At 70.7% G+C, this 22,574-nt stretch carries 21 protein-coding genes; 12 read left to right on the top strand and 9 right to left on the bottom strand.

The features are described from left to right. Nucleotides 1–157: 157 nt before the first annotated feature. Nucleotides 158–964, top strand: a complete 807-nt coding sequence (gene yaaA, locus ACIOJD_RS09795; protein ID WP_401910396.1) for a peroxide stress protein YaaA — start codon at nucleotides 158–160, stop codon at nucleotides 962–964. Nucleotides 965–1,116: 152 nt separating this feature from the next. Then, entirely contained in the window at nucleotides 1,117–1,740 is a 624-nt protein-coding gene (gene eda, locus ACIOJD_RS09790) for a bifunctional 4-hydroxy-2-oxoglutarate aldolase/2-dehydro-3-deoxy-phosphogluconate aldolase (RefSeq protein ID WP_401910393.1), read from the top strand. 83 nt (nucleotides 1,741–1,823) lie between these two features. Here the strand turns inward: eda and ACIOJD_RS09785 are convergent, their stop codons facing one another. The 4 genes from ACIOJD_RS09785 to ACIOJD_RS09770 form a co-directional block, all read right to left on the bottom strand. After that, nucleotides 1,824–3,179 carry a bifunctional RNase H/acid phosphatase gene (locus ACIOJD_RS09785; RefSeq protein WP_401910390.1) on the bottom strand — a complete coding sequence of 452 codons (1,356 nt, stop codon included), beginning with the start codon at nucleotides 3,177–3,179 and terminating at the stop codon, nucleotides 1,824–1,826. Nucleotides 3,180–3,188: 9 nt separating this feature from the next. Next, entirely contained in the window at nucleotides 3,189–3,932 is a 744-nt protein-coding gene (locus tag ACIOJD_RS09780) for a zinc ribbon domain-containing protein (RefSeq protein ID WP_401911689.1), read from the bottom strand. Further along, nucleotides 3,929–4,873 carry a Nif3-like dinuclear metal center hexameric protein gene (locus tag ACIOJD_RS09775; protein ID WP_401910387.1) on the bottom strand — a complete coding sequence of 315 codons (945 nt, stop codon included), beginning with the start codon at nucleotides 4,871–4,873 and terminating at the stop codon, nucleotides 3,929–3,931. The genes ACIOJD_RS09780 and ACIOJD_RS09775 overlap by 4 nt, the downstream gene beginning before the upstream one ends. 360 nt (nucleotides 4,874–5,233) lie before the next feature. Continuing rightward, nucleotides 5,234–6,298 carry an ABC transporter substrate-binding protein gene (locus ACIOJD_RS09770; RefSeq protein ID WP_401910384.1) on the bottom strand — a complete coding sequence of 355 codons (1,065 nt, stop codon included), beginning with the start codon at nucleotides 6,296–6,298 and terminating at the stop codon, nucleotides 5,234–5,236. A gap of 265 nt (nucleotides 6,299–6,563) precedes the next feature. On the opposite strand from ACIOJD_RS09770, the gene ACIOJD_RS09765 reads away from it, so the two are divergent. The 3 genes from ACIOJD_RS09765 to ACIOJD_RS09755 all read left to right on the top strand — a co-directional run bounded on the left by ACIOJD_RS09765 (nucleotide 6,564) and on the right by ACIOJD_RS09755 (nucleotide 10,289). Continuing rightward, nucleotides 6,564–8,063, top strand: a complete 1,500-nt coding sequence (locus ACIOJD_RS09765) for a hypothetical protein (protein ID WP_401910381.1) — start codon at nucleotides 6,564–6,566, stop codon at nucleotides 8,061–8,063. 502 nt (nucleotides 8,064–8,565) lie between these two features. Then, nucleotides 8,566–9,564, top strand: a complete 999-nt coding sequence (locus ACIOJD_RS09760) for an ATP-binding cassette domain-containing protein (protein WP_401910378.1) — start codon at nucleotides 8,566–8,568, stop codon at nucleotides 9,562–9,564. Next, nucleotides 9,564–10,289, top strand: a complete 726-nt coding sequence (locus tag ACIOJD_RS09755; protein WP_401910376.1) for an ABC transporter permease — start codon at nucleotides 9,564–9,566, stop codon at nucleotides 10,287–10,289. The genes ACIOJD_RS09760 and ACIOJD_RS09755 overlap by 1 nt, the downstream gene beginning before the upstream one ends. A gap of 194 nt (nucleotides 10,290–10,483) precedes the next feature. On the opposite strand, the gene ACIOJD_RS09750 is transcribed toward ACIOJD_RS09755, so the two are convergent. After that, entirely contained in the window at nucleotides 10,484–10,891 is a 408-nt protein-coding gene (locus ACIOJD_RS09750) for a hypothetical protein (protein WP_401910373.1), read from the bottom strand. A gap of 362 nt (nucleotides 10,892–11,253) precedes the next feature. On the opposite strand from ACIOJD_RS09750, the gene ACIOJD_RS09745 reads away from it, so the two are divergent. Further along, a complete protein-coding gene (locus tag ACIOJD_RS09745) occupies nucleotides 11,254–12,135 on the top strand; it encodes an alpha/beta fold hydrolase (RefSeq protein ID WP_401910371.1) in 882 nt (293 codons plus the stop codon). A gap of 40 nt (nucleotides 12,136–12,175) precedes the next feature. On the opposite strand, the gene ACIOJD_RS09740 is transcribed toward ACIOJD_RS09745, so the two are convergent. Next, nucleotides 12,176–12,931, bottom strand: coding sequence for a MerR family transcriptional regulator (locus ACIOJD_RS09740; RefSeq protein ID WP_401910369.1), 756 nt, complete (start codon nucleotides 12,929–12,931; stop codon nucleotides 12,176–12,178). Nucleotides 12,932–12,978: 47 nt separating this feature from the next. Between ACIOJD_RS09740 and ACIOJD_RS09735 the strand changes: the two genes are divergently transcribed. Further along, nucleotides 12,979–13,458: a DUF6194 family protein gene (locus ACIOJD_RS09735; RefSeq protein ID WP_401911687.1), complete on the top strand. Its 480-nt coding sequence runs from the start codon at nucleotides 12,979–12,981 to the stop codon at nucleotides 13,456–13,458. Between the two features lie 20 nt (nucleotides 13,459–13,478). Here ACIOJD_RS09735 and ACIOJD_RS09730 read toward each other — a convergent pair whose 3' ends face one another. Then, nucleotides 13,479–14,918, bottom strand: coding sequence for an MFS transporter (locus ACIOJD_RS09730; protein WP_401910367.1), 1,440 nt, complete (start codon nucleotides 14,916–14,918; stop codon nucleotides 13,479–13,481). A 412-nt stretch (nucleotides 14,919–15,330) separates the two neighbouring features. On the opposite strand from ACIOJD_RS09730, the gene ACIOJD_RS09725 reads away from it, so the two are divergent. The 5 genes from ACIOJD_RS09725 (at nucleotide 15,331) to ACIOJD_RS09705 (ending at nucleotide 20,582) form a co-directional block, all read left to right on the top strand. Further along, nucleotides 15,331–17,202: an MFS transporter gene (locus ACIOJD_RS09725; protein ID WP_401910365.1), complete on the top strand. Its 1,872-nt coding sequence runs from the start codon at nucleotides 15,331–15,333 to the stop codon at nucleotides 17,200–17,202. A 262-nt stretch (nucleotides 17,203–17,464) separates the two neighbouring features. Beyond that, on the top strand, nucleotides 17,465–18,109 hold the full coding sequence (locus tag ACIOJD_RS09720) for a class I SAM-dependent methyltransferase (RefSeq protein WP_401911686.1): 645 nt from the start codon (nucleotides 17,465–17,467) through the stop codon (nucleotides 18,107–18,109). A gap of 22 nt (nucleotides 18,110–18,131) precedes the next feature. Then, nucleotides 18,132–19,100: an N-acetylmuramoyl-L-alanine amidase gene (locus ACIOJD_RS09715; protein WP_401910364.1), complete on the top strand. Its 969-nt coding sequence runs from the start codon at nucleotides 18,132–18,134 to the stop codon at nucleotides 19,098–19,100. Between the two features lie 181 nt (nucleotides 19,101–19,281). Beyond that, nucleotides 19,282–20,127 (top strand): hypothetical protein, encoded by an 846-nt coding sequence (locus ACIOJD_RS09710; protein ID WP_401910362.1) that lies wholly within the window; start codon nucleotides 19,282–19,284, stop codon nucleotides 20,125–20,127. Between the two features lie 161 nt (nucleotides 20,128–20,288). Further along, nucleotides 20,289–20,582 (top strand): hypothetical protein, encoded by a 294-nt coding sequence (locus ACIOJD_RS09705; protein WP_401910359.1) that lies wholly within the window; start codon nucleotides 20,289–20,291, stop codon nucleotides 20,580–20,582. A 39-nt stretch (nucleotides 20,583–20,621) separates the two neighbouring features. Here ACIOJD_RS09705 and ACIOJD_RS09700 read toward each other — a convergent pair whose 3' ends face one another. Both ACIOJD_RS09700 and ACIOJD_RS09695 read right to left on the bottom strand, forming a co-directional pair. After that, entirely contained in the window at nucleotides 20,622–21,713 is a 1,092-nt protein-coding gene (locus ACIOJD_RS09700) for a prenyltransferase/squalene oxidase repeat-containing protein (protein ID WP_401910356.1), read from the bottom strand. Next, nucleotides 21,710–22,474, bottom strand: coding sequence for a methyltransferase domain-containing protein (locus ACIOJD_RS09695; RefSeq protein WP_401910353.1), 765 nt, complete (start codon nucleotides 22,472–22,474; stop codon nucleotides 21,710–21,712). Before ACIOJD_RS09695 ends, ACIOJD_RS09700 begins: the two co-directional genes overlap by 4 nt. Between the last annotated feature and the right edge of the window lie 100 nt (nucleotides 22,475–22,574).

Genomic DNA, 22,574 nt, shown 5'->3' with positions numbered 1-22,574 from the left:
CTGGCCGGCTGCCTGTTGGCGGGGACAGCGGTGCCGGGGCCCGTAGCCCTGGCGTGATCCGTACCCGGGCGCGCGGCCACGCCCCGTACCCTGGCGCGGGGCCTGACGTCCGGCCCCGGAGAGATCACAGCTCTTGGACCATACGAGGAGAACCACCGTGCTCGTGCTGTTGCCGCCGTCGGAAGGCAAGGCCGCTTCCGGGCGGGGCGCCCCGCTGAAGCCGGAGTCCCTCTCCCTGCCGGGTCTGACCGAGGCGCGGACCGCCGTGCTGGACGAGCTCGTGGAGCTGTGCGCCGCCGACGAGGAGAAGGCGCGCGAGGTGCTCGGCCTGAGCGAGGGGCTGCGCGGCGAGATCGCGAAGAACGTGGAGCTGCGGACGGCCGGCACGCGCCCGGCCGGGCAGATCTACACCGGCGTGCTGTACGACGCGCTGGACCTGGCCTCGCTGGACGCCGCCGCGCGACGGCGGGCGGCGGCTTCGCTGCTGGTCTTCTCCGGGCTGTGGGGCGCTGTACGGGTGGGCGACCGCATCCCGTCGTACCGCTGCTCGATGGGGGTCAGACTGCCGGGGCTCGGCGGGCTCGGCGCGTACTGGCGCGCGCCGATGGCCTCCGTACTGCCGGAGGCGGCGGGCGACGGGACGGTGCTGGATCTGCGCTCGTCCGCGTACACGACCGCGTGGAAGCCGAAGGGCGAACTGGCGGAACGTACCGCGACAGTACGGGTGTTGCACGCGCAGACCGACCCCGTGACGGGTGTGGAGAAGCGGTCGGTGGTCAGCCACTTCAACAAGGCGACGAAGGGCCGGCTCGTACGGGACCTGCTGACGACGGGTGTGCGGCCGAAGGGACCGGCGGAGCTGGTGGAGGCGCTGCGGGATCTCGGGTACGTGGTCGAGGCGACGGCTCCGGCGAAGGCGGGCCGGACGTGGGCGCTGGACGTGGTGGTCACGGAGATCCACTGAGGTCCGCGAGGGTCCAGTGAGGTCCGCCGGGGCCACTGAGGTCCGCCCTGTGGTGCGCGCCGTGTGGTGCGCCGTGACCACACACCCCTGCGCGTTGCATCCTGCGCAACGGCCATTGCGCAGGATGACCAGCACCCGGCAGGATGTCGGTCATGACCTCCGTCCTTGACCTCGCCCCCGTCATCCCGGTCGTCGTCCTCGACGATGCCGCCGACGCCGTACCGCTCGCCCGTGCCCTGGTGGCGGGGGGGCTGCCCGCGATCGAGGTGACGCTGCGGACACCGGCCGCGCTGGACGCGATCCGGGCGATCGCCGCGGACGTGCCGGACGCGGTGGTCGGCGCCGGTACGGTGCTCACGGCCGGCGCCGTGGGCGAGTCGGTGACGGCGGGCGCGCGCTTCCTGGTGAGCCCGGGGTGGACGGACGCGCTGGTGAACTCGATGCGGGAGCCGGGCGTACCGTTCCTGCCCGGAGTGTCGACCACCTCGGAGGTCGTGGCACTGCTGGAGCGCGGGGTGACGGAGATGAAGTTCTTCCCGGCACAGGCGGCGGGCGGCACGGCCTATCTGAAGTCTCTCGCCGGCCCGCTCCCCCGGGCCCGCTTCTGCCCCACCGGCGGGATCACGGCGGCGTCGGCCCCGTCGTATCTGTCGCTGCCCAACGTGGGCTGCGTCGGCGGTACGTGGATGGTCCCGGCGGACGCGCTGGCAGCGAAGGACTGGGCCAGGGTCGAGACCCTGGCCCGCGAGGCATCGACCCTGCGCAACACGCCTTAGGGGAACGGCACTTCGCGGCGCCTTTCACCTTGCTCTCAGCCCCTCAGTCCTCAGCCCTCAGCCCTCAGCCCAACTGTCAGGTGTCAGCGCAGGTACGAGGTGTCGTTCAGGAGCCGCACCGAGGCGTTCCCGTCCGCGTAGTAGGCCACGACCGAGGTCGAGGCCGCTGACAGTTCCATCCGGAACAGGGACTCCGGAGGTGCGCCCAGGGCCAGTTGGACCAGGATCTTCACCGGGGTGACGTGCGTGACCAGCAGCACGGTCCTGCCCTGGTACCGGTCCAGCAGCCGGTCGCGGGCTGCCGCCACGCGGAGTCCGACCGTCGCGAAGCTCTCACCACCGCCGGTGGGTGCGACGGAGGGTGAGGCGAGCCAGGCGTCCAGATCGTCGGGGTAGCGCTCCTTCACCTCGCCGAAGGACATCCCCTCCCAGGCGCCGAAGTCCGTCTCGCGCAGGCCCTCCTCGATGGTGACGTCCAGGCCGAGCCTCGACGCGACGGCCGCCGCCGTCTCGCGGCAGCGCCTGAGCGGTGAGGAGACGATCTCCTGGACGGTGCCGCGCGCGGCCATCGCGGCGGCGGCGTCCTCGGCCTGCCGGCGGCCGACCGCCGACAGTTCCGGGTCGGTGCCACCACTGCCCGAGAAACGTTTCGACGGGGTGAGGGCGGTCTCGCCGTGGCGCAGCAGGATGAACGTGGCGGGTGCGCCGAGATCGGCGGAGGCGCCCCACCCGACGGAGGTCTCCGATTCGGAGGTCCCGCCCGCCGGTGCGGTGGCCTCGGACAGTTCCGGCTGTGTGGCGCGCCCTGCGGCCGCGGTCCCACCGGCCGTACGGGATGTCGTACTGCCCGCTCCCGCCAGCGCCGCTCGGGCGCGCGCCGCTCCCGCGACGGCGTCACCGGGCGGACCGGATTCCGCGCCCAGCGGCGTTGAACGTGCGGCCGAAGCCGACCGCGCCGCCCCCATGTCCAGCGCCGCAGTGGACGCCGACGGGTCCCACTGCCCGCCCTTCTTGCCCGCGTCCATCGCCTCGTTGGCCAGCCGGTCCGCGTGCTTGTTCTTCTCGCGCGGGATCCACTCGTACGTCACCTGCCCCGGGGGAAAGACCCGAGCGGCCTCGGCGGCCAGCGGCTTCATGTCCGGGTGCTTGATCTTCCAGCGCCCCGACATCTGCTCGACGACCAGCTTGGAGTCCATCCGGACATGGACCCTGGCTGCCGGGTCCAGGGCCTTCGCGGCCTTCAGTCCGGCGACCAGGCCCTTGTACTCGGCGACGTTGTTCGTGGCGACCCCGATGTACTCGGCGGCCTCGGCCAGCGTCTCGCCGGTCGCCGGGTCGAGTACGACCGCGCCGTACCCGGCGGGCCCCGGGTTGCCCCGGGAGCCGCCGTCGGCCTCGATGACGAACTTCGGCGCCGTGGCCCCCGACGGCATCGGCATGGACATCGGCTACAGGCCCGAGTCGGCGGTGCGGACCAGGATGCGACGGCAGTTCTCGCACCGGAGCACGGTGTCCGGGGTGGCCGCCTTGACCTCGTTGACCTCGGTGATGTTCAGCTCCAGCTGGCAGCCCTCGCAGCGCCGCCGGAAGAGCCGGGCCGCGCCCACCCCGCCCTGCTGCACGCGCAGCTTCTCGTACAGCTTGAGCAGATCGGCCGGTACGGAACCGGCCACGACCTCGCGCTCCTTGGTGACCGTCGCGGCCTCGCCGTCGAGCTCCTCGACGGCGGCGTCGCGGCGCGTGACCGCGTCGTCGGCCTTGGACTGGACGGCGGAGACACGCTCCGTCAGTTCGGCGACCCGCTCCTGCGCGGACTCGCGGCGCTCCATGACTTCGAGGACCACGTCCTCCAGATCGCCCTGCCGCTTGGCGAGCGAGACGATCTCGCGCTGGAGGTTCTCCAGGTCCTTGGGCGAGGTGACCGTGCCGGAGTCCAGCCGCTGCTGGTCGCGTACGGCGCGCTGGCGCACCTGGTCGACGTCCTGCTCCGCCTTGGTCTGCTCGCGGGCGGTGTCGCTCTCCTCGGTCGACGCGGCGACCAGCAGGGAACGCAGCTGGGCGAGGTCCTTGGTGAGCGACTCGATCTCGGCGTGCTCGGGCAGCGAGCTGCGCTTGTGGGCGAGCTGCGACAGTCGTACGTCGAGGGCCTGGACGTCGAGGAGTCGGATCTGGTCGGCGGGCGCGGCGTTCAGTTGGGGGCTCCTGAGGTGGCGGGGGCGAGATGGGCGGACCAGGGATCGGTGACCGTCTTCGAGACGTGGACCCGCAGGTCCCAGCCATGGCGGTCGGAAATCTCGTCGAGCTGGGCGGCGGCCTGTTCGCACCAGGGCCACTCGGTGGCCCAGTGCGCGGCGTCGATCAGTCCCAGCGGTGAGTGCCGCGGCGGCTCCGAGGGGTCGGAACCGGCCGGGGAGACAGGCGGGGCAACAGCCTGCGCGACAGCCTCGGAGGCCGGGTGGTGGCGCAGATCGGCGGTGAGGAACACGTCCACGCCCGCCGCCCTGACCTGGTCGAAGAGGCTGTCGCCGGAGCCGCCGCTGACCGCGACCGTACGGACGAGGGCGTCCGGGTCACCGGCGATCCGGATGCCCTGCGCGGTGGCGGGCAGCCGGTGCGCGACGCGCGCGGCGAAGTCGCGGAGGGTCGCGGGACGGTCCAGCTCGCAGATCCGGCCCAGGCCGCGCCGGCCGGCGGCGTCGGTGGGATCCGGTACGAGGGGTCCCACGATCCGCAGGTCCAGCGCGCCCGCGAGGGCGTCGGAGACACCGGGATCGGCGGTGTCGGCGTTGGTGTGGGCGACGTGCAGCGCGATGTCGTTCTTGATGAGGGTGTGTACGACACGGCCCTTGAAGGTGGAGGCGGCGACCGTCGTCGTACCGCGCAGATAGAGCGGATGGTGGGTGACGATCAGGTCGGCGCCGAGCCGTAGGGCCTCGTCGGCGATCTCCTGTACGGGATCGACGGCGAACAGGACTCGGGTCACCGGGGCTTCGGGATCACCGCAGACCGTGCCGACGGCATCCCACTGTTCTGCGCGCTCGGGGGGCCAGAGGGCGTCGAGTGCGGCGAGTACGTCGGACAGCCGGGGCGCGGCCGGACGAGGCGCTGGGGGGACGGAAGACACGGAAGACACAGTGCAAAGGCTACCTGGCCCGTGTACCCGTCCGGCCAGGGATCGGACGGGCCGGCGGGCCAGGGCCCGGACGGGTTCTCGGCCACTGCCGACGCCCGTGCCGGTACCGCCGCCGACGGCGCTGCCGGCACGGCTGTTGATGCCGCTTGCGATACCGCTGCCGACGTCGCCGCCGCGGACCGTTTCCCGCCCGGGGCCGGTCCCGTACCCGCTCGGGCGGCACCCGCTCGGGGCCCGCTCTCCGAGGCCGTACTCGCTCGGGCGGCACCCCGCTCGCGCCCCGCTCTCCGAAGGCCGTACCCGCTCGGGCCGTACCTCCCGGAACCGTCTCGCGCCCCGCCACGCTCCGTACCCCGTCCGTCACTTGGCCAGGTAGCCGCGGAGATCGTCCAGCACCAGGCCGGCCGCCGTCACGCCCAGACCCAGGTACCAGGTCTCGTCCCGCACGTCCTTGGCCCGGCCGTCCTCGACCGCCGTCAGGTTCTTCCACAGCGGGTTGGAACGCGCGCTGTCCCGCTCGGTCTTCTTCGGGTCGCCGTACACCCCGGTGAAGATCCAGTCGGCGTCCGCGTCGTCGATCTTCTCCGGGCTGATCTCCACGGCGAGATCCTCGACCTGCTGGTTCTTGGGGCGCGGCAGGCCGATGTCGTCGAGGATCGTGCCGATGAAGGACGCCTTCCCGTACAGCCGCAGCCGGTCCGGCATGTAGCGCACCATCGAGACGGTCGGCTTGTCCGGGCCGATGTCGGCGGAGAGGCCGGCGACCTTCTTCTCGTACGCGGCGAGCGCGGCCTTCGCCTCGGCGGTACGGTCCAACGCCTGGGCGTTCAGGAGGTAGTTCTCCTTCCAGGTGAAGCCCGGCCGGATCGAGAAGACCGTCGGAGCGATCGCCGACAGTTCCTTGTACTTGTCGGCCGCGCGCAGCTGGCTGCCCAGGATGAGGTCGGGCTTCAGGCCCGCGATCGCCTCGAGATTGAGGTTGTTGATCGTGCCGACGTCCTTCGGGCTGCCCGCGCCCTTCTTCAGATAGGCCGGAATGCTCTCGGCACCCTCGGTCGGTGCGTAGCCGACCGGCTTGATGCCGAGCGACACCGCGTTGTCGAACTCGCCGACATCGAGCACGACGATCCGCTCGGGGCGCTTCTTCAACTCCGTTGTGCCCATGGCGTGCGTGATCGTGCGCGGGAACCGGCCGGGCTCGGCGTCGGTGCCGTACCCGGCCGTCTTCTCGGCCGCGTCGGCGAAGTCCTTGCCGCCGGTGGCCACGGCGGCCTTCTTGCCACCGCTGTCACCGCCGGAGGCGGAGTCACCGCCGGAGGAGCCGCCGCAGGCCGCGAGGGAGAACGCGGCGGCGAGGGCGACAACGGCCGCCGTGCCACGACGTGTTGCCGTACGGGCAAGGGATGTCGACAGGGATATGGGCATGCTTCGTGCTCCCGGTGAGCGAGGCCGAGCAAGGCGTGCAGAGCGGACAACAGCGGTGCAGGACGGTGCTCAGTAGCGGTGGAGGACAGCGGTCGGTGAGGTTACTTAGGTGGGCCTTACCTTAAGCCAACGCCGTCGGGCAGCACACCCGCCCCGCGCTCTCAGGTGAATGCCGTGACGGCCACCCTTATGTGTGAAGTGACGAGGCACGTGTTGTTCGGCAGGAAGTGCGAAAACTAGTTTCGTCGCCGGAGGTGACCAACCGATGACGGCCTGTGCTACCGAGACGGCTACCGAGGGCGGGACCGGAGCCGTGCGCGAGGCGGTCCGGCGTGCGGAGTTCGCGATCACGGCGAACGGGACCTACGCCGCGCGGCTGACGCTCGGCGCATCGCAGCGGGACGGCGCGACCGCCGGTGCTTACAGCGGTGGACACCGCGGTGGATACGGCGGTGGATACGGCGGTGGATACGGCGGTGGATACGGCGGCGGGGACAGCGGCGGGGACAGCGGTGTGTACGGGAATGGACACGGCGGCGCCGGCGCGGACGCGTGGTTCCCGGAGCGCTGGACCCTCGACGGACCCGAGCCGTACGCCGTGCCCCTCCCCCTCGACCAGCCCGAGGAGCCCGACACCGATGTGCTGCCCCTGGCCGACGGGCGGGTGCTCATCCGGCGCCGGGTGGCGGACCGGCACGACTTCTCCCTCCTCTACCCGGCCGGGCGGGGAACGGGCCAACTGCCCGTGGGCGCGGTCGGCTGCGAGGACGAGTACGCGGAGCTGACGCTCCTGCCACCGTCCCCGGACGGCCGCCGCGCGTACGCGCTCTCGGTCGGCGCGCACTCCACCACGATCTGGCTGGTGGCGGGCAGCACCTTCGGTCCTGAGCGGGTCGCCGAGGTGCGGGGCCGCTGCTCGGGCGGCGCCTGGCTCGACCGTACGGGCCGGATACTGGCCCTGGACCGTGAGGATCACGACGGCGTGGTGAAGGCCGTCGCCATCGATCTGGAACGGGACGGCGAGGCGACCCCGCTGCTCCAGATCACCGACGAGAGCAACGACCGGCTGCTGCTGGCCGATCCGGACAGCGGACTGCTGCTGATCCGCTCGGACGCGCCGGGGCACGACCGGCTGGGCTGGGGAGTTCTGGGGAGCCGGATGCCGGTGCGCTTCCCCGAGTGCCTGCGGCCGGTGGACCGCACGGTGACGCCGTTCGCCGTGCAACCGGGGCAGGTACTGACGCCGGAGAGCTGCGCGGTGGCGCTGCGGATCGACGGGGTGACGGGCAGCGGGGTGACGGGCAGCTGGGTGGGGGTGTGGCGGCCGGCGGGCCGGCAACTGCATCAACTGCCCGCGCCGGAGGGGTGGCTGGCGGGGGCGGGGCTGTGGACCCGGGAGGGCGAGCTGCGACTGCCGTACGCCACGGGGGCGGTGCCGTGCGGAGTCTCGCGCCTCATGGCCCCGGTGGACATGCCGCTACCGGAGCCGCACCCCGGAGCGGTCGCGGGCGCGACTCCGGAGCCGTGCCCCGGACCCGGCGCCGTACCGGAGCCATGTCCCGGACCCGGCGCCGTACCGGATCGAGCGCGGCCTCCTGGACCCGCTCGCGCACCGGATCACCCCTCCCGTCCGAGGCCGTACGCAGAACCGGCACAACCGGAATCGCCGGGCCGGGAACCGTACACCGCCCCGCGGACTCCTCTTCTGCGCAGGCCCGTTCCCTTGCAGCAGGCACCCCTCACGGACCGCGAAGCACCTGGCTAGACTTTCGCCGGGGCTGCGCCACCGTACCGACCGGGCCTTTGTCGGTGACGGTGATGTGGACGCGTACCGCCATGCTGGAGGGCGGTACGGAAGCGGCCGGGGCCCTGCGTCACACAAGTAAGCGATCACGACGGGGTGACTTCCCAACATGTCTGAAGCCCGAACCGACACCACCCAGGAGCGCCCGCAGGGAGCGGACGCCGACCAGGACGGCATCGGCGGTCTCGGAAAGCACCGAGGGGGTGCGTCACCGACGGAGGACTCAGCGACTCCCGCGCATGGCCGCCACCGCCGCCCGGGACAAACGGAAAACAGCAAAGCGGCCTGATACCGAGGCCGGACGTCGAGAGGCCGTTGCGGTACGCCCGCAGCGGCCTCCCGGCATTCCAGCCCTTACGTCCCGCGCGGGAAGTCCCGCGCGGGAATGAGTGGCATTTGTACCGGTCGAGTTCGTATATGCGTGGCTTCCGCAGCGCCGGGCCCACTCCGTAGCGTCGGGGGCATGACGCGAACAGCAGACTCGGTGAACGCCGCGAACGCGGCGAGCGCCGTGAGCTTCACCGGTGTGATCAAGAACTTCGGCGCCGTACGGGCCGTCGACGGCGTCGACCTGGACATCCCGCGCGGCGAGACCGTCGCGCTGCTCGGACGCAACGGCGCGGGCAAGTCGACCACCATCGGCATGCTCCTCGGCCTGGACGAGCCCGACGCGGGGACGGTACGGCTCTTCGGCGGGCCGCCCGCGCGGGCCGTCACGGCCGGGCAGGTCGGGGCGATGCTCCAGGACGCCCGGCCGATCAAGCGAGTGACCGTACGGGAACTGATCGCGTTCGTCGCGAGCACCTTCCCCCGCCCGCTGCCTGTCGCCGAGGCGCTCGAACTGTCCGGACTCACCGAGTTCGCGGACCGTCGCGTCGACAGACTCTCCGGTGGCCAGTTGCAACGGGTCAGGTTCGCGGTCGCGCTGGCCGGCCGCCCGGAGCTGATCGTCCTCGACGAGCCCACCGCCGCCCTCGATGTGGAGGCCCGCCGCGCCTTCTGGACGTCCATGCGTGCCTACGCCGAGCGCGGCAACACCGTGCTCTTCTCCACGCACTACCTGGAGGAGGCCGACACCAACGCCGACCGGATCGTCGTCATCGACCACGGCCGGGTCGTCGCGGACGGCACCAGCGAGCTGATCAAGAGCGCGGCCGGCGGCCATCTCGTCTCCGTGGACCTGGCGGGCCGCGCCACCGAGGAGTTCGGCCTGCTGCCGGGTGTCGGCTCGGTCGAGGTACGCGGCGGCCGGGCCCTGCTCCGTACGGACGACTCCGACGCCACGGTCGTCGCCCTCGCCGGACTCGGCGCGATACGCGGGCTCGAAGTGACCCCGGCGACCCTGGAAGACGCCTTCTTGAAGCTCACGAACACAGCGCCGAACACGGGCACGGGCACAGGTACGGGCACAGGTACGGGTACGGGTGCGTCCGCCGCCGCGTCCACGAAGGAGTCGGTGTGATGCTGAAGTACGTCAAGCTCGAAGTCCGCCGGACGCTGCGCGACCCCGGCTTCGTCATCTTCGGCGCCGGCATGCCGGTCCTGATGTATCTGCTCTTCACCAACGTGGCCGGGGCCGGGGCCGACGACGCCAGTTGGAAGACCGCCTCCATGGTCGGCATGGCCGCGTACGGGGCGCTCGGCGCGGCCATGAGCACCGGCACCGGTATCGCCGAGGACAAGTCCCTGGGCTGGCTGCGCCAGTTGCGGATCACCCCGATGCCGCACCGGCAGGTGGTGCTGGGCCGGGCGATCGCGGGCTCGGTGACCGTACTGCCCGCGGTGCTCGCCGTCCTCGTCGCGGGCGGGCTGATCAACGGCGTACGGCTCGGCCTCTGGCAGTGGGCCGCCCTGATCGCCCTGCTGTGGGCGGGCGCGCTCCCCTTCACCCTGCTCGGCATCGGCAACGGCTACCGGCTCTCCGCGCAGACCACCGGCGTGGTGAACACGGGCTGCCTGATGGGCCTGGCCGTGATCGGCGGACTCTGGTTCCCGGTCGACGCGTTCCCGGACTGGCTGCGCTCGCTCGCCGTGTACACCCCCGCCAACCGCTTCGCCGACCTGGGCTGGTCCACCACCCACGGCACGGCCCCCGGCGCCACCACGATCGTGGTGCTGCTGGGCTGGGTGCTCGTGTTCGGTTCGTACGCCGTGGTCTCGTACCGCAGGGCGGCGAGGACCATTTGATATCGGAGAACCACTTGATATCGATGGACAACTGAATGGAAGCGCCGGACCACCGAACCGCCCACCGATGATCCGACGCACATGGAATTCACCACCGCACCGCCAGACGCGGTGGTGAATCCCAGTCAGCCGAAGGAGCCCTCACAGCTCCTTGACCGGTATTCGTACCGGTGCCGCGAAGGGCGATGAATCGTCTAGCACTTCGGGATCTTCTGCGACCCCTCGTTGACCCATTCGCTCAGGACGTAGCGGACCTCCACGTCGTTGTAGTAGAGCCGGAACCAGTCCTGCCCGTCATCCCCCTTCGGGATCCAGCACCCCACGTAGAATTTCGTACCCCTCAGAACGGTGCCCCACAAGTTGTTGCGTGAGTCTTCGACCGTGCTTGTACGGATATTCGCAGCGCTGGCGTTGTTCTTGACAGCAACGGTGTAGCGGGCCGCCGCAGGCGCCTTGGCCTCGGCGACCGTACGCTCGACACCGGCGGAGGCGCGGGCCCCGGTGGCGGACGACGCCGAGGTGGCCGCCACAACTCCGGTGCCGGCGACCGCGAGCGCGGCGAATACCGCGACCCCCTTGACCTTGATACGCAGTTGACGCATGACTTCCTCTTTTCTTGGGAGAGTGCGAACGGCGAGAAGGGAAGAAGAGCCTCGCCATTCGCACATCTCCTTTATGGCATGCCAAATGACGTATCGACCAGAGGAGTTGGCGACTATCACTCGTACGAGGGGGCGGCACAGTATGAACAATGGCGTATCTGCGCCAGATCGTTTAATTCCCTGTGCAGGAAATTCTCAAGAATTCAGCAAGGCATGGGATTTCACCGGCCAAGTCGCCGGGCGATTTCGGCCTCACGGCGACCTCAGCCCCGCCCTTCCGGTCGGAGGCCGGCGGCCCGCCCCGCGGGATCGGCGGCCGACGCATGGTGGATTTTAGTCGACCGGTCGGCTAGTTTGAGGCCATGAACGACAACACACATCAGGACGGCGTCCACCCCTTCCCGGCCGGTATGCAGTCGCGTGAGATCGAGACCAACGGCGCCAGGATCCACGTACGCGTCGGCGGGCATGGTCCGGCGGTCGTCATGCTCCACGGCTTCGGCACGACGGGTGACATGTGGGGTCATCTGGCGAGCGCACTCATCGAAGACCACACGGTTGTCGTGCCCGACCTGCGTGGGCTGGGCCTCTCCTCGAAGCCTGACGGCGGCTACGACAAGAAGAATCAGGCGGCGGACGTATGGGGCGTCCTGGACGCCCTGGGGGTGCGCACGATCGAGTTGGTGACGCACGACATCGGCATCATGGTCGGCTTCGCGGCTGTCGCCACCCACCCCGAGCGCGTGAGCCGATGGGTGGCGATCGACGCGCCGCTGCCCGGCATCGGGCCCTGGGATCAGATCGCACGGGATCCGCGCATGTGGCACTTCGGCTTCGGTGGTCACGACATGGAGCGCCTGGTCGCCGGCCGTGAGCGCATCTATCTCGACCGTTTCTGGAACGAACTCTCCGTGGAACCGAAGCGGTTCGACGAAGCCAAGCGCCAGCACTATGCGGCGCTCTACGCGCAGCCCGGCGCGATGCGCGCGAGCTTTGCCCAGTTCCTGGCGTTCAGCCAGGACGCGGCCGACAACAGGGCGTTCCTCACGCAGGGCAAGCTTCGGATGCCGGTCCTGGGCTTCGGTGGCGAAGCCGCATTCGGCCCCGCGATCGGCGAGGTGCTGCGGTGTGTCGCCGATGACGTCGAAGAGGCGATCATCCCGGACTGCGGGCACTGGATCACGGAAGAGCAGCCGCAGGCGACGACAGACCTGGTCGTCGACTTCCTGCGCCGGGCGCGTTGAAAGGCGGTTGCCAGTCCCTGTCCGGGACCCGGTGGCGGTTTTACCCAGGCTCCCCGGGCGTGGTCGCGGAGGTGGCGGCGACGGCGGCCAAGTCCGCGCCCGCCCGGAGGAGTTCCACGGTCCGTACGGCGATCCGGTCGAGACGTTGCCCCAGGATGCGTCGCGCCTCTTCCAGGCCGTCGAACCGGTGCAGGGATTCCATGATCTCGCGCACCGCCACAACGCCGTAGCCGCTGCCGCGCAGGGCCGCGACGATTCTGGCCGCTCTGATCGCCGGAAGGCCGTAGCGACGTGCTCGCAGTGACGTCACTCGCTCCGGGGCGACAAGCCCTTCCTGCTCCCAGAACCGCAGGGTCGAGGGACGTACGTTGAGCGCCTCGGCGAGTTCCGTGATCGTCATCGCGTCGCGCTCCTGCTCGAACTCGGCGGTGTTCGCTTCGGCCTGGATCGCGCGCAACGCTTCTTGGGCGCGCAGAGCCTCCTCCCGTTCCCGCGCGAGCCGGACGTGTACCGCGTTGACCGCCGAGGCCGCCTCCGCGAGCGTCTGCGTTCGCAGCTCCGCGAGTATCCGCCTGGCCACCACGGGCCCGGCGGCACTCGCGAGTCCCCGGTAGGCGCGAAGGGCCCGTACATGTACCGGCGTGTAGGAGCGGTAACCGTTGCTCGACCGAGCCGCCGGGGGAATGACTCCCAGCCGCTCCAGGTCGCGAACCTGTTGCACCGAGTAGCCCGACTCCCGGGCGACATCGACAGTTCGGAGCGGTTCCCGTCGCGCCCCGCTCTCCGGCTCCCCCATCGGCCAACCCCACATAAGCACTTGAAGGTGATGCTTGAACCATGAGTATGGAACAGATCATCGCGACGGTGCGCGGCTTCGACGGCGCGCTCGTGTTCGTCCCGGAGCAGGGAGGCGGCTTTCCCGAACTCGCCTGGGGGGACGCGTTCTTCTACTACGCCCCCGACGGGCGGATGCCTCAGAACGTCCAGCCCTACGGGACGATCGTCACCAAGGACTACCCCGACGACACCGCTTCCGACCTTGATCCTCCGGGCCGCTGGCGGGTGAACATCCACGTCGACCGTGCGACGTTCCGGGAGTTCACCGGGGAAGAGCCGCGCGGCCTCAGCCGCCCTCGCGACCACGCGGCCGCCGACAGCGTGATGCCGCACCCGGTGTACGGCGCGCTCGGCTGGATCTGCGTCGTCAATCCCGGCGAGAGAACGGCGGACACGGTCGCGCGGCTTCTGCGCGGCGCCCACGACACCGCTCGTTCCCGGTACGAGCGGCGGCACGAACCGGGGAGGCCGCCGGAGAAAGACTGACGCGACCGTCTCTTACGTTCTTACGACTCCGTGCGGCGCGGCAGCCACACCAGCAACAGCAGCACCGCCGTCAGCAGCACCCCCGCGCCGGTCCTGAAGGCCAGCGCGTACCCCTCGGTCAGGGCCTCCGGGCTCGTTCCGCCCGCCGTACGGGACGCGGCCACCGTGGAGAGGATCGCCAGCCCGAGCGCGCCGCCCATCGTGCGGGAGGTGTTGATCAGGCCCGAGACCAGGCCCGCGTCGCCGGGGGCCGCACCCGCCGTGGCCAGTGCGGCGAGCGGGGTGGCGGCGAGGCCCATACCGGTCATCATCAGGACGCCGGGACCGAGGACGGACGAGAGATACGTTCCGTCAGCGGTCATCAGGGACTGCCAGCCGAAGCCGCACGCGGCCAGCAGCGCGCCGGTGATGGCCAGGTCGCGGGCGCCCATCCAGGTCATCAGCCGGGGCGCCAGCTTCGAGCCGAGCACCGCGCTCAGGGAACTGGGGACGAGCGCGAGACCGGCGGTCAACGGGTCGTACCCCAGCACGTTCTGGCAGTACACCGTCATAAAGAACCAGGTACAGAAGGACGCCGCGCCGCAGACGAACAGGGCCGCGTTGGCCGCGGACACGGCCCGTACGCGGAACAGCCCCAGCGGCATCAGCGGCGCCTTCGTCGATGCCTCCACCGCCACGAAACCGCCGAGCAGCAGCAGTCCGCCGAGCAGGGGCAGCAGTGTCGCCGCCGCGCCCCAGCCCCGCTCGTCGGTCTGCACGACGCCGTACGCCACCGTCGCCAGCCCGACCGTGACCAGCACGGCCCCCGGCAGGTCGAGGCGGCGCGCCCGTGCCGTACGGCTCTCGGTCACCCAGAGCGCGGCACAGGCCAGGACCAGCACACCGATCGGCACATTGATCAGCAGCACCCAGCGCCAGGACAGCAGATCGGTGAGGACACCACCGACCAGACCGCCGGCCGCGCCGCCGCCCGCGCCGACCGCCGACCAGGTCCCGATCGCCCGGGTCCTGGCGGCTCCCGCCGGTACGGCGCTCGTCAGGATCGTGAGGGTGGCGGGCGCCAGCACGGCCGCGCCGAGCCCTTGCACGGCCCGTGCGGCGAGCAACTGCCAGCCCTCCTGGGCGAGTCCGCCCGCCGCGCTGGCCAGGGTGAACACACCGAGTCCGGTCAGGAACATCAGCTTGCGTCCGAAGAGATCCGCCGCCCGCCCGCCGAGCAGCATGAAGCCGGCGAAGGCGATCGAGTAGGCGTTGACAACCCACTGGAGACCGACGGTGGTGAGTCCGAGGTCCGCACGCATCGACGGCAGTGCGACATTCACCACGGATACGTCGAGAACGACGAGGAACTGCCCTGCACAGGCGGCGAGCACCACCGCCCAGGTGCGGCGGGACTCGGCGGGGGCGGGTATGTGGACGGCATCGGTTTGCGACGACGAAGCTCTGACCATGGCTGTCATGGTCGCATCAGCCACACTGTCCGTACATCAGGATACCGGGCTGCGATCCGGCCCAGGCCGTGTTTCAGAAGCCCCGCGTGCCCGTCGGCGTCGGCCGGATTCCCCTCGCGCCCGCCGGAATAAGCACGCCCGCGAAAAATGTTTCATACTGCATCCACTTGGCGATCGCCGCTGCCCACCGGCGGCGGCGTCCGCCTGTCCGCCCCGTCCGTCCGCCCTGTTCGCACACACCCGCGCACCTCCCCGCGCTTTCCACCGCCCTCTTCCCGCCCTGCCTGACCTAACGCGCTTCCTGTCACCCTCGGTCCGTACCGCCCGCTCCCCTTGACTTCCCGTACATCTGATTCCCGCATGCTCGTTCTCCCGCACCGCCAAGCTTCCCGACCCTCACTCCCCGCCGGAGGCCACACGTATGACACAGACGACGACCGACCAGCACGCCGGAGCGCTCCCTGATCCACAGGGCCGCCGCGCCGGTGGTGTCGTCCCCGTCCTCGCCTTCGCGGGGATCACCGTCGCGGTGATGCAGACCCTGCTGGTCCCCGTCATCAAGGACCTGCCCACCCTCCTGGACACCGCCCCCGCCAACGCCACCTGGGTGATGACCGCGACACTGCTCGCCGGTGCCGTGTCGACGCCGATCATGGGGCGGCTCGGCGATCTCTTCGGCAAGCGGCGCATGCTGCTCGCCAGCCTCGCCGTCATGGTGTTCGGCTCGCTGATCTGCGCGTTCACCGACGACCTCATCGTCATGATCGTCGGTCGGGCGCTCCAGGGCTTCGCCATGGGCGCGATCCCCCTCGGCATCGGCATCATGCGCGACGAACTGCCGCGCGAGAAGCTCGGTTCGGCGATGGCGCTGATGAGCTCCTCCATAGGCGTGGGCGGCGGACTCGCCCTCCCCGTCGCCGCGCTGATCGCCCAGAACGCGGACTGGCACGTACTGTTCTTCGCCGCCGCCGGGCTCGGCACCCTGTCGATCCTGCTGACCCTCCGGTATGTCCCCGAGTCCTCGCTACGGGCCACCGGCACGTTCGACTGGCTCGGCGCGATCGGTCTGTCTGCCGGGCTCGTCTCGCTGCTGCTGCCGGTCACCAAGGGCAGCGACTGGGGCTGGGGCTCGTCCACCACCCTCGGACTGTTCGGTCTGGGGACCGCGATTCTCCTGCTGTGGGGCTTCATGGAGCTGAGGAGCCCCGCGCCGCTGGTCGATCTGCGGACCACCGCCCGTCGTGAGGTGCTGCTCACCAACCTCGCCTCGATCATGGTCGGTGTCGCCTTCTACGCGATCTCGCTCGTCCTCCCCCAGCTGCTCCAGCTGCCCGCCGCGACCGGGTACGGCCTGGGGCAGTCGATGGTGGTGGCGGGCCTGTGCGTGGCACCCCTCGGCCTGACGATGATGTTCACCGCGCCGGTCTACGCCCGTATCTCCGCCAAGCACGGCCCCAAGGCTTCGCTGATCCTCGGCATGCTGATCATCGCGATCGGGTACGGGGGCGGCCTCGGCCTGATGAACGCGGCCTGGCAGACCATCATCATCTCGGTGGTCGTGGGCGCGGGCATCGGTCTCGCGTACTCCTCGCTGCCCGCCCTGATCATCGGTGCCGTCGACCCGTCGGAGACCGGCGCGGCCAACGGCCTGAACACCCTGATGCGCTCCATCGGCACGTCGGTGTCGAGCGCGGTGATCGGCATGGTGCTGGCCCATACCTCGGTCCGGATGGGCGGGGTGGCGGTGCCGACCATGCACGGCTTCCGTGTCTCGTTCCTCATCGCCACGGGTGCGGTGATGGCCGGTCTGGTGCTGGCGGCGTTCCTGCCGTCGCAGCGCCCGGCGGCGGCGAAGTCCCTGACGGCCGACGCGGAGTCCCCGGCCGACGGCGACGTGCCGGTCCCGCGGCCGAACCGGCACGCGAACCCTGAGCCGCACCGTCAGGGGACACTCGTCGCGGGGTCCGGCGGATTCCGGGGACGGGTGCTGGACGCCGACGGTACGCCGGTGGCGCACGCGAACGTCACCCTGATCGACCGGCGGGGCAGGCAGGCGGGCCTCACCACCGCCGACGAGGACGGCCGCTACGCGCTGCTGCCGCCGAGCGGTGGCCCGTACGTACTGGCGGGGTCGGCCACCGGACACACACCGCACGCGCGCCCGGCGGAGTACGCCGGGGACGGTCTGCCGGTCGATGTCGATCTGGTCCTGGGCCTGGGCCCGGACCGGGACCACCTCGGGGGCCGAGCCCGCAACGAGGACCGGGACGCCGTCCGGTCAGTCCGCTCATAGGCCCTGCGCGCCGTAGGTCCTGTCCGGTCGCGGCCCTCATGCCGTGCACCCCCGGCGCCCGCGTCGACGGGGGTGCGCGGCACCATGGGGCCGCCCCGGCCTCGCGGGCCGCCCGACAACTTACGGAGAGCGCATGCCCACCGGTACCGAGCCCGAGGCAGTCGAACCCCAGGCACCGCTGCCGACGCACGCACAGGCACCGGCACCGGCACCGGCACCGGCACCCGAGATCCTCGCCGCCTTCGAGGCCGCCAAGGGATTCATGCCCGTCCACGAGGGCCTCGCCCTGTACGCGGCGGCGGTCCACGCCTCCGCGCTCGGTCTGCCGCTCCTGGAGGTCGGCACCTACTGCGGTCGCTCCACCCTCCTGCTGGCCGCCGCCGCCCGCGAAGCCGGTACGGTCGCCATCACCGTCGACCACCATCGCGGCAGCGAGGAGCAGCAGGCCGGCTGGGAGTACCACGACCCGACCCTGGTCGATCCCGACACCGGCCGGATGGACACCCTCCCCACCTTCCGCCGTACGCTCCACCACTCCGGCCTGGAGGACCATGTGATCGCGGTCGTCGGCCGCTCACCTCAGGTGGCACAGGTCTGGGGCGGCCAGGTCGGGCTGGTCTTCATCGACGGCGGCCATACCGACGAGCACGCGGGCGGCGACTACGAGGGCTGGGTCCCCCGGCTGGCCGAGGGCGGACTGCTGGTCATCCACGACGTGTTCCCCGACCCGGCGGACGGCGGCCAGGCGCCGTACCGGATCTACCGCCGCGCCCTCGCGTCCGGTGCCTTCACCGAGACGACCGCCGAAACCGCGACGGCCTCCGGGCCCCCCGTACCAACCGGATTCTCCGTCCCCCCGGTGACCGACTCGTTGCGTGTTCTGCGCCGCTTGGCACCGGGAATCTGACCGCTCGCACTACCATCGCGTCGTGTCGTACGACGAGAGCCAGCAGCCCGTCCGCCGCCCCTTCGGCCGGAGCAACCTCACTGTCGCGGTCGCCGCACTGGTGCCGACCGCGTTGGCGGGGTGGTTCGTCTGGCAGGGCATCAGCGGCCCCGGCGGTGATGGTCCGGACGCCGCGGCGGCGGCCGGCGCCGCCTCCCAGGCCTCCCCCACACCCACCGGGCATCCCGCCTCACCGACCTCATCCACCACCTCAAACAACACAGAAGGCACACAGGGCACACAGGACGACAACACTTCCGGGGATACCGACCCAACCGGCCCGCTCGCCGGAAAGGTCATCGTGATCGACCCCGGCCACAATCCCCGCAACCGCGACCACCCCACCGAGATCAACGAGCCGGTGGACATCGGAACAACCAGCAAGGAATGCGACACCACCGGCACCTCCACCAAGTCCGGTTATGCCGAGGCGACTTTCACCCTCGACGTCTCTCACAGGCTGCGCACACTTCTCCAAAAGGAAGGCGCGACAGTCACGTTCACCCACGACGACGACCGGCCCTTCGGTCCGTGCGTGGATGAGCGCGCCCGTATCGGCAACAAGGCGAAAGCCGACGCCGTCGTCTCCGTCCACGCGGACGGCTCGGCGCCCGGCAACCGCGGCTTCCATGTCATCCTTCCCGCCCTGGTCAAGGGCGGGGAAGCGGACACCGCGGCCATCGTCGGCCCCTCGCGCACACTCGGCGAGGAGATCGTCGCGGAATTCGCTCGGGCGACCGGCAGTAAACCCGCCAACTACCTCGGCGAGGGTACCGGGTTGGACGTACGCAGCGATCTGGGCGGCCTGAATCTGTCGACGGTGCCCAAGGTCTTCCTCGAATCCGGCAACATGCGTGATTCGAAGGACGCCGCCCTGCTCACCGACGCGAAATGGCGGCAGAAAGCGGCGCAGGGACTCTCGGACGGCATCAGCGGTTTTCTGCTGAACTGAGCTGCACCGAGCTCGCGTAACGGCTGGATACCGGGCCCGATACCCGGAAGACGCCCCGATCGGGCAGACGATACATTCATCCGTACGATAGGGAGCCGCCCCCGAGCTTTCGCAGCGCGTACCGCCGTACCGGCGGCCGCGACGACCGCCCCGACGAGACGACTGACGAAGGACTTTTCACGTGAACATCCGCTCCCTCACTCGAGGCGACGGCGTGGTGATCGGAGCAGCGGTGTTGCTGTTCATCGCCTCGTTCCTCAATCTGTACGAGTCCAGCGCCTTCGGGTCCAGCGGCGCCCCGAACGCGTGGGACTCGCTGGGCACCGTGATGAGCATCCACTTGGCCGGGGTCATCGCCGCCGCGCTGATCGTTCTCGCTCGTGCGTTGCCGCAGCCGCGCAAGGTCGCGGGTCTCGACCTGGGGCAGTTCGGTGTCGCGCTGGCGATCTTCGCGGCCTGGACGGCGCTCTGGTCGCTGATCGGTCTCGACGGTGTCAACGCGGGCAGCGGTCTGATCCTCGGCTTCATCGCCGCGCTGATCCTGGCGGGCGGCGCTGTCGCCACCCCGCTCGTCCCGCAGTTGAAGGGCTCGCTCATCCCCGCCCCGAAGCCGGCGGCCCCGCAGCCGTACGGCGGCCAGCCCGGCCAGGGGTACGGCTACCCGGGCAACCCGCAGCCGTACGGCGCGGGTCAGCCCCAGCCGTACGGCGCGGGCCAGCCCGGCGGATCGTTCGGCGGCCAGCCGGGCCAGTCCCAGCCGGGTCCGGGCGGCCAGCCCTCGGGAGGTGGCCAGGCCCAGCCGTCGGGTGGCGCCGCCGCCCCCGCGGGCGACTTCGCGCCGTTCTGGTTCGCGGTGCCGGTGGCCCGTCCGCTGTTCGGTGAGGACGGCTCGCCGTCCCCGATCGCCGAACTGGCGCCGGGCACCTGGTACCTCGCGGTCGAGCAGCGCGGTGCCGCCCTGGTGGCGCAGACGCAGGACGGGCGCCGGGGTGTCCTCCAGGACGCCTCCGGGATCCAGCGCGGCTGACGGCCGGTTCGCACCGCCGGAAACAGCATGACAACGGCCTTCGCCGGAACTCACGTTCCGGCGAAGGCCGTTGTCGTTGTCCCGCGCCCTCCCGCCCACGACCGCCCACCCGGGCCGGACCGTCCGGGTTTCACGCGCACACAATCGGCAACACGTTCGACATGACTTCACGCCATCGCAGTACAAGCGGATCCGCGGCGGCGATCATCATCGTCGTCGCGGACGTCATGGCCTTCATCCTGGGCCTCTGGATCCTGATGTACCTGCTGGACGCCAACCGCGCCAACGACCTGGTGGACTTCGTCCAGGGCGCGGCCCGCTGGCTCGCCGGCTGGTCCTACGACCTGTTCACCTTCAACGAGGCATGGGCCCGTGTCGTCTGCGGCTACGGCCTGGCCGCCGTGGTGTACCTGTTCATCGGCCACGGTCTCGCCAACCGGATGCGTCGCCTCTGACACCACTGACACCACTGACACCCGTGATGACGGGTCCGCTCAGCCGCAGCAGTCCGGCTCCAGCCCACGCGGCAGACGTTCCCCGCTGAACACGGCGGTGGTCGCCTCGTCTCCCCCGAGCGCGGCCACCGCCAGCAGCAGCGAACCCGCCGTCCAGGTGGTGAGTTCCTCCGGCCAGAACGCCCGGTCGCCCTCGAAGACGTACCCCGTCCAGTACATCCCGCCCTCGGCGCGCAGATGCTGGATGGACTGGAGGATCTCCAGCGCCCGGTCGGACTGCCCCATCACCCAGAGTGCCAGGGCGAGTTCGCAGCTCTCGCCGCCCGTCACCCAGGGGTTGGGCAGCACACAGCGTACCCCGAACTCGGGCACGACGAAACGGTCCCAGTCCGCCTCGATCCGCGCCGTGGCCTGCGCGCCCGACACCGCGCCGCCGAGCACCGGGTAGTACCAGTCCATCGAGTAGTGGCTCTTGTCGAGGAACCGCTCGGGGTGACTGCGGATCGCGTGCCCGAGCGCACCGGCCGCCAACTCCCAGTCGGGCTGTGGCTCTTCACGCTCCTCGGCGATCGCGAGCGCGCAGCGCAGCGCCTGGTACACGGACGAACAGCCGGTCAGCAGCGCGTCGCCGGCGATCGTGCCGTCCGCCTCCCGCTTCCAGCCGATCTGGCCGCCGGGCTGCTGGAGTCCGAGGACGAACTCGATCGCCGCGTAGACGACGGGCCATGTCCGGTCCAGGAACGCGTCGTCGCCGGTGGCCAGGTAGTGGTGCCAGATGCCGACGGCGGCATACGCGCAGAAGTTGCTCTCGCGCCCCCCGTCGACGGGGCGTTCGGCGTCCCCGTCGCGGTAGGCCGCGTACCAGGACCCGTCCTGGTTCTGGTGCCGGATGAGCCACTCGTACGCCCGCGCCGCCGCCTCGTGCTCGCCCGCCGCGTCCAGCGCCATGGCCGCCTCGGTGTGGTCCCACGGATCGAGGTGGTGCCCGCGGAACCAGGGGATCGCGCCGTCGGGGCGCTGTACGGCGAGGATGCCGGCGACGGTCTCGGCGGCTTCTTCGGCGGTGAGGACGCCGGGCAGGACGAGGTGTTCCGTGGCGTCGGGGCCACGGCCGGTGCTGGGCCAGGTCACTTGACGACCGCCACGGACGCGCTCGCCTCGGACGCAGCCGCCACGGGAAGGTGCGGCTTGGTCGCGTAGGCCACGAAGCTCTTGCCCACGACGGGGTTGAGGAGCTGCTCGGTGACCCGGGTGGCCAGGGGCTTCTTCATGATGTCCCAGACCAGGAGCTTGTGGTAGGCGCGGACGGGCAGCGCCTTGTCGTTGTCGACACCGAAGGCGCACTTGAGCCACCAGTACGGCGCGTGCAGGGCGTGCGCGTGATGGGTGCCGTACGGCTTGAGCCCGGCCTCCCGCATTCTGCCCAGCAGTTCGTCGGCCTTGTAGATCCGGATGTGGCCGCCCTCGACCTCGTGGTACGCGTCGGAGAGCGCCCAGCAGACCTTCTCTGGTCCGTACCTCGGCACGGTGACCGCGATCCGGCCGCCGGGCCGCAGGACGCGGACCATCTCGGCGAGTACGCCCTTGTCGTCCGGAATATGCTCCATGACCTCGGAGATGATCACGACGTCGAAGGACTCGTCGGGGAAGGGCAGCTGGAGCGCGTCCCCCTCCAGGGCGGTGGCGGTGGCACCCTGAGGCGCTTCCCCGGCCTCCTTCATCGCGGCGAACCACGTGGCCACTTCGCGGATCTCCTCGGCGTTCCGGTCGAGTGCCACGACCTGGGCGCCGCGCCGGTAGCACTCGAAAGCGTGCCTGCCTGCGCCACACCCCAGATCGAGCACGCGGTCGCCCGCGGCGAGCGGGAAGCGGGTGAAGTCCACGGTCAGCACAGGGGCCTGCTTTCGCGGTCGAAGGTACGGAGAGATCGGAGAAGACGTAGAGGTCGGAGAGGACGTAGCGGTCGGAGAAGTCGTAGCGGTCGGAGAGGAC

This window comes from Streptomyces sp. NPDC088116 (assembly GCF_044741745.1).
GTDB lineage: Bacteria > Actinomycetota > Actinomycetes > Streptomycetales > Streptomycetaceae > Streptomyces.
Note: the sequence above shows the minus strand (reverse complement) of the source record. Positions and strands in the feature narration are given on the sequence as shown.

Coding starts and splice junctions, on each gene's coding strand:
- eda (WP_401910393.1), top strand. CDS start 1,117: ATGACCTCCGTCCTTGACCTCGCCCCCGTCATCCCGGTCGTCGTCCTC.
- ACIOJD_RS09785 (WP_401910390.1), bottom strand. CDS start 3,179: ATGCCGATGCCGTCGGGGGCCACGGCGCCGAAGTTCGTCATCGAGGCC.
- ACIOJD_RS09770 (WP_401910384.1), bottom strand. CDS start 6,298: ATGCCCATATCCCTGTCGACATCCCTTGCCCGTACGGCAACACGTCGT.
- ACIOJD_RS09765 (WP_401910381.1), top strand. CDS start 6,564: ATGACGGCCTGTGCTACCGAGACGGCTACCGAGGGCGGGACCGGAGCC.
- ACIOJD_RS09760 (WP_401910378.1), top strand. CDS start 8,566: ATGACGCGAACAGCAGACTCGGTGAACGCCGCGAACGCGGCGAGCGCC.
- ACIOJD_RS09755 (WP_401910376.1), top strand. CDS start 9,564: ATGCTGAAGTACGTCAAGCTCGAAGTCCGCCGGACGCTGCGCGACCCC.
- ACIOJD_RS09750 (WP_401910373.1), bottom strand. CDS start 10,891: ATGCGTCAACTGCGTATCAAGGTCAAGGGGGTCGCGGTATTCGCCGCG.
- ACIOJD_RS09745 (WP_401910371.1), top strand. CDS start 11,254: ATGAACGACAACACACATCAGGACGGCGTCCACCCCTTCCCGGCCGGT.
- ACIOJD_RS09740 (WP_401910369.1), bottom strand. CDS start 12,931: ATGGGGGAGCCGGAGAGCGGGGCGCGACGGGAACCGCTCCGAACTGTC.
- ACIOJD_RS09735 (WP_401911687.1), top strand. CDS start 12,979: ATGGAACAGATCATCGCGACGGTGCGCGGCTTCGACGGCGCGCTCGTG.
- ACIOJD_RS09730 (WP_401910367.1), bottom strand. CDS start 14,918: ATGACAGCCATGGTCAGAGCTTCGTCGTCGCAAACCGATGCCGTCCAC.
- ACIOJD_RS09725 (WP_401910365.1), top strand. CDS start 15,331: ATGACACAGACGACGACCGACCAGCACGCCGGAGCGCTCCCTGATCCA.
- ACIOJD_RS09720 (WP_401911686.1), top strand. CDS start 17,465: ATGCCCGTCCACGAGGGCCTCGCCCTGTACGCGGCGGCGGTCCACGCC.
- ACIOJD_RS09705 (WP_401910359.1), top strand. CDS start 20,289: ATGACTTCACGCCATCGCAGTACAAGCGGATCCGCGGCGGCGATCATC.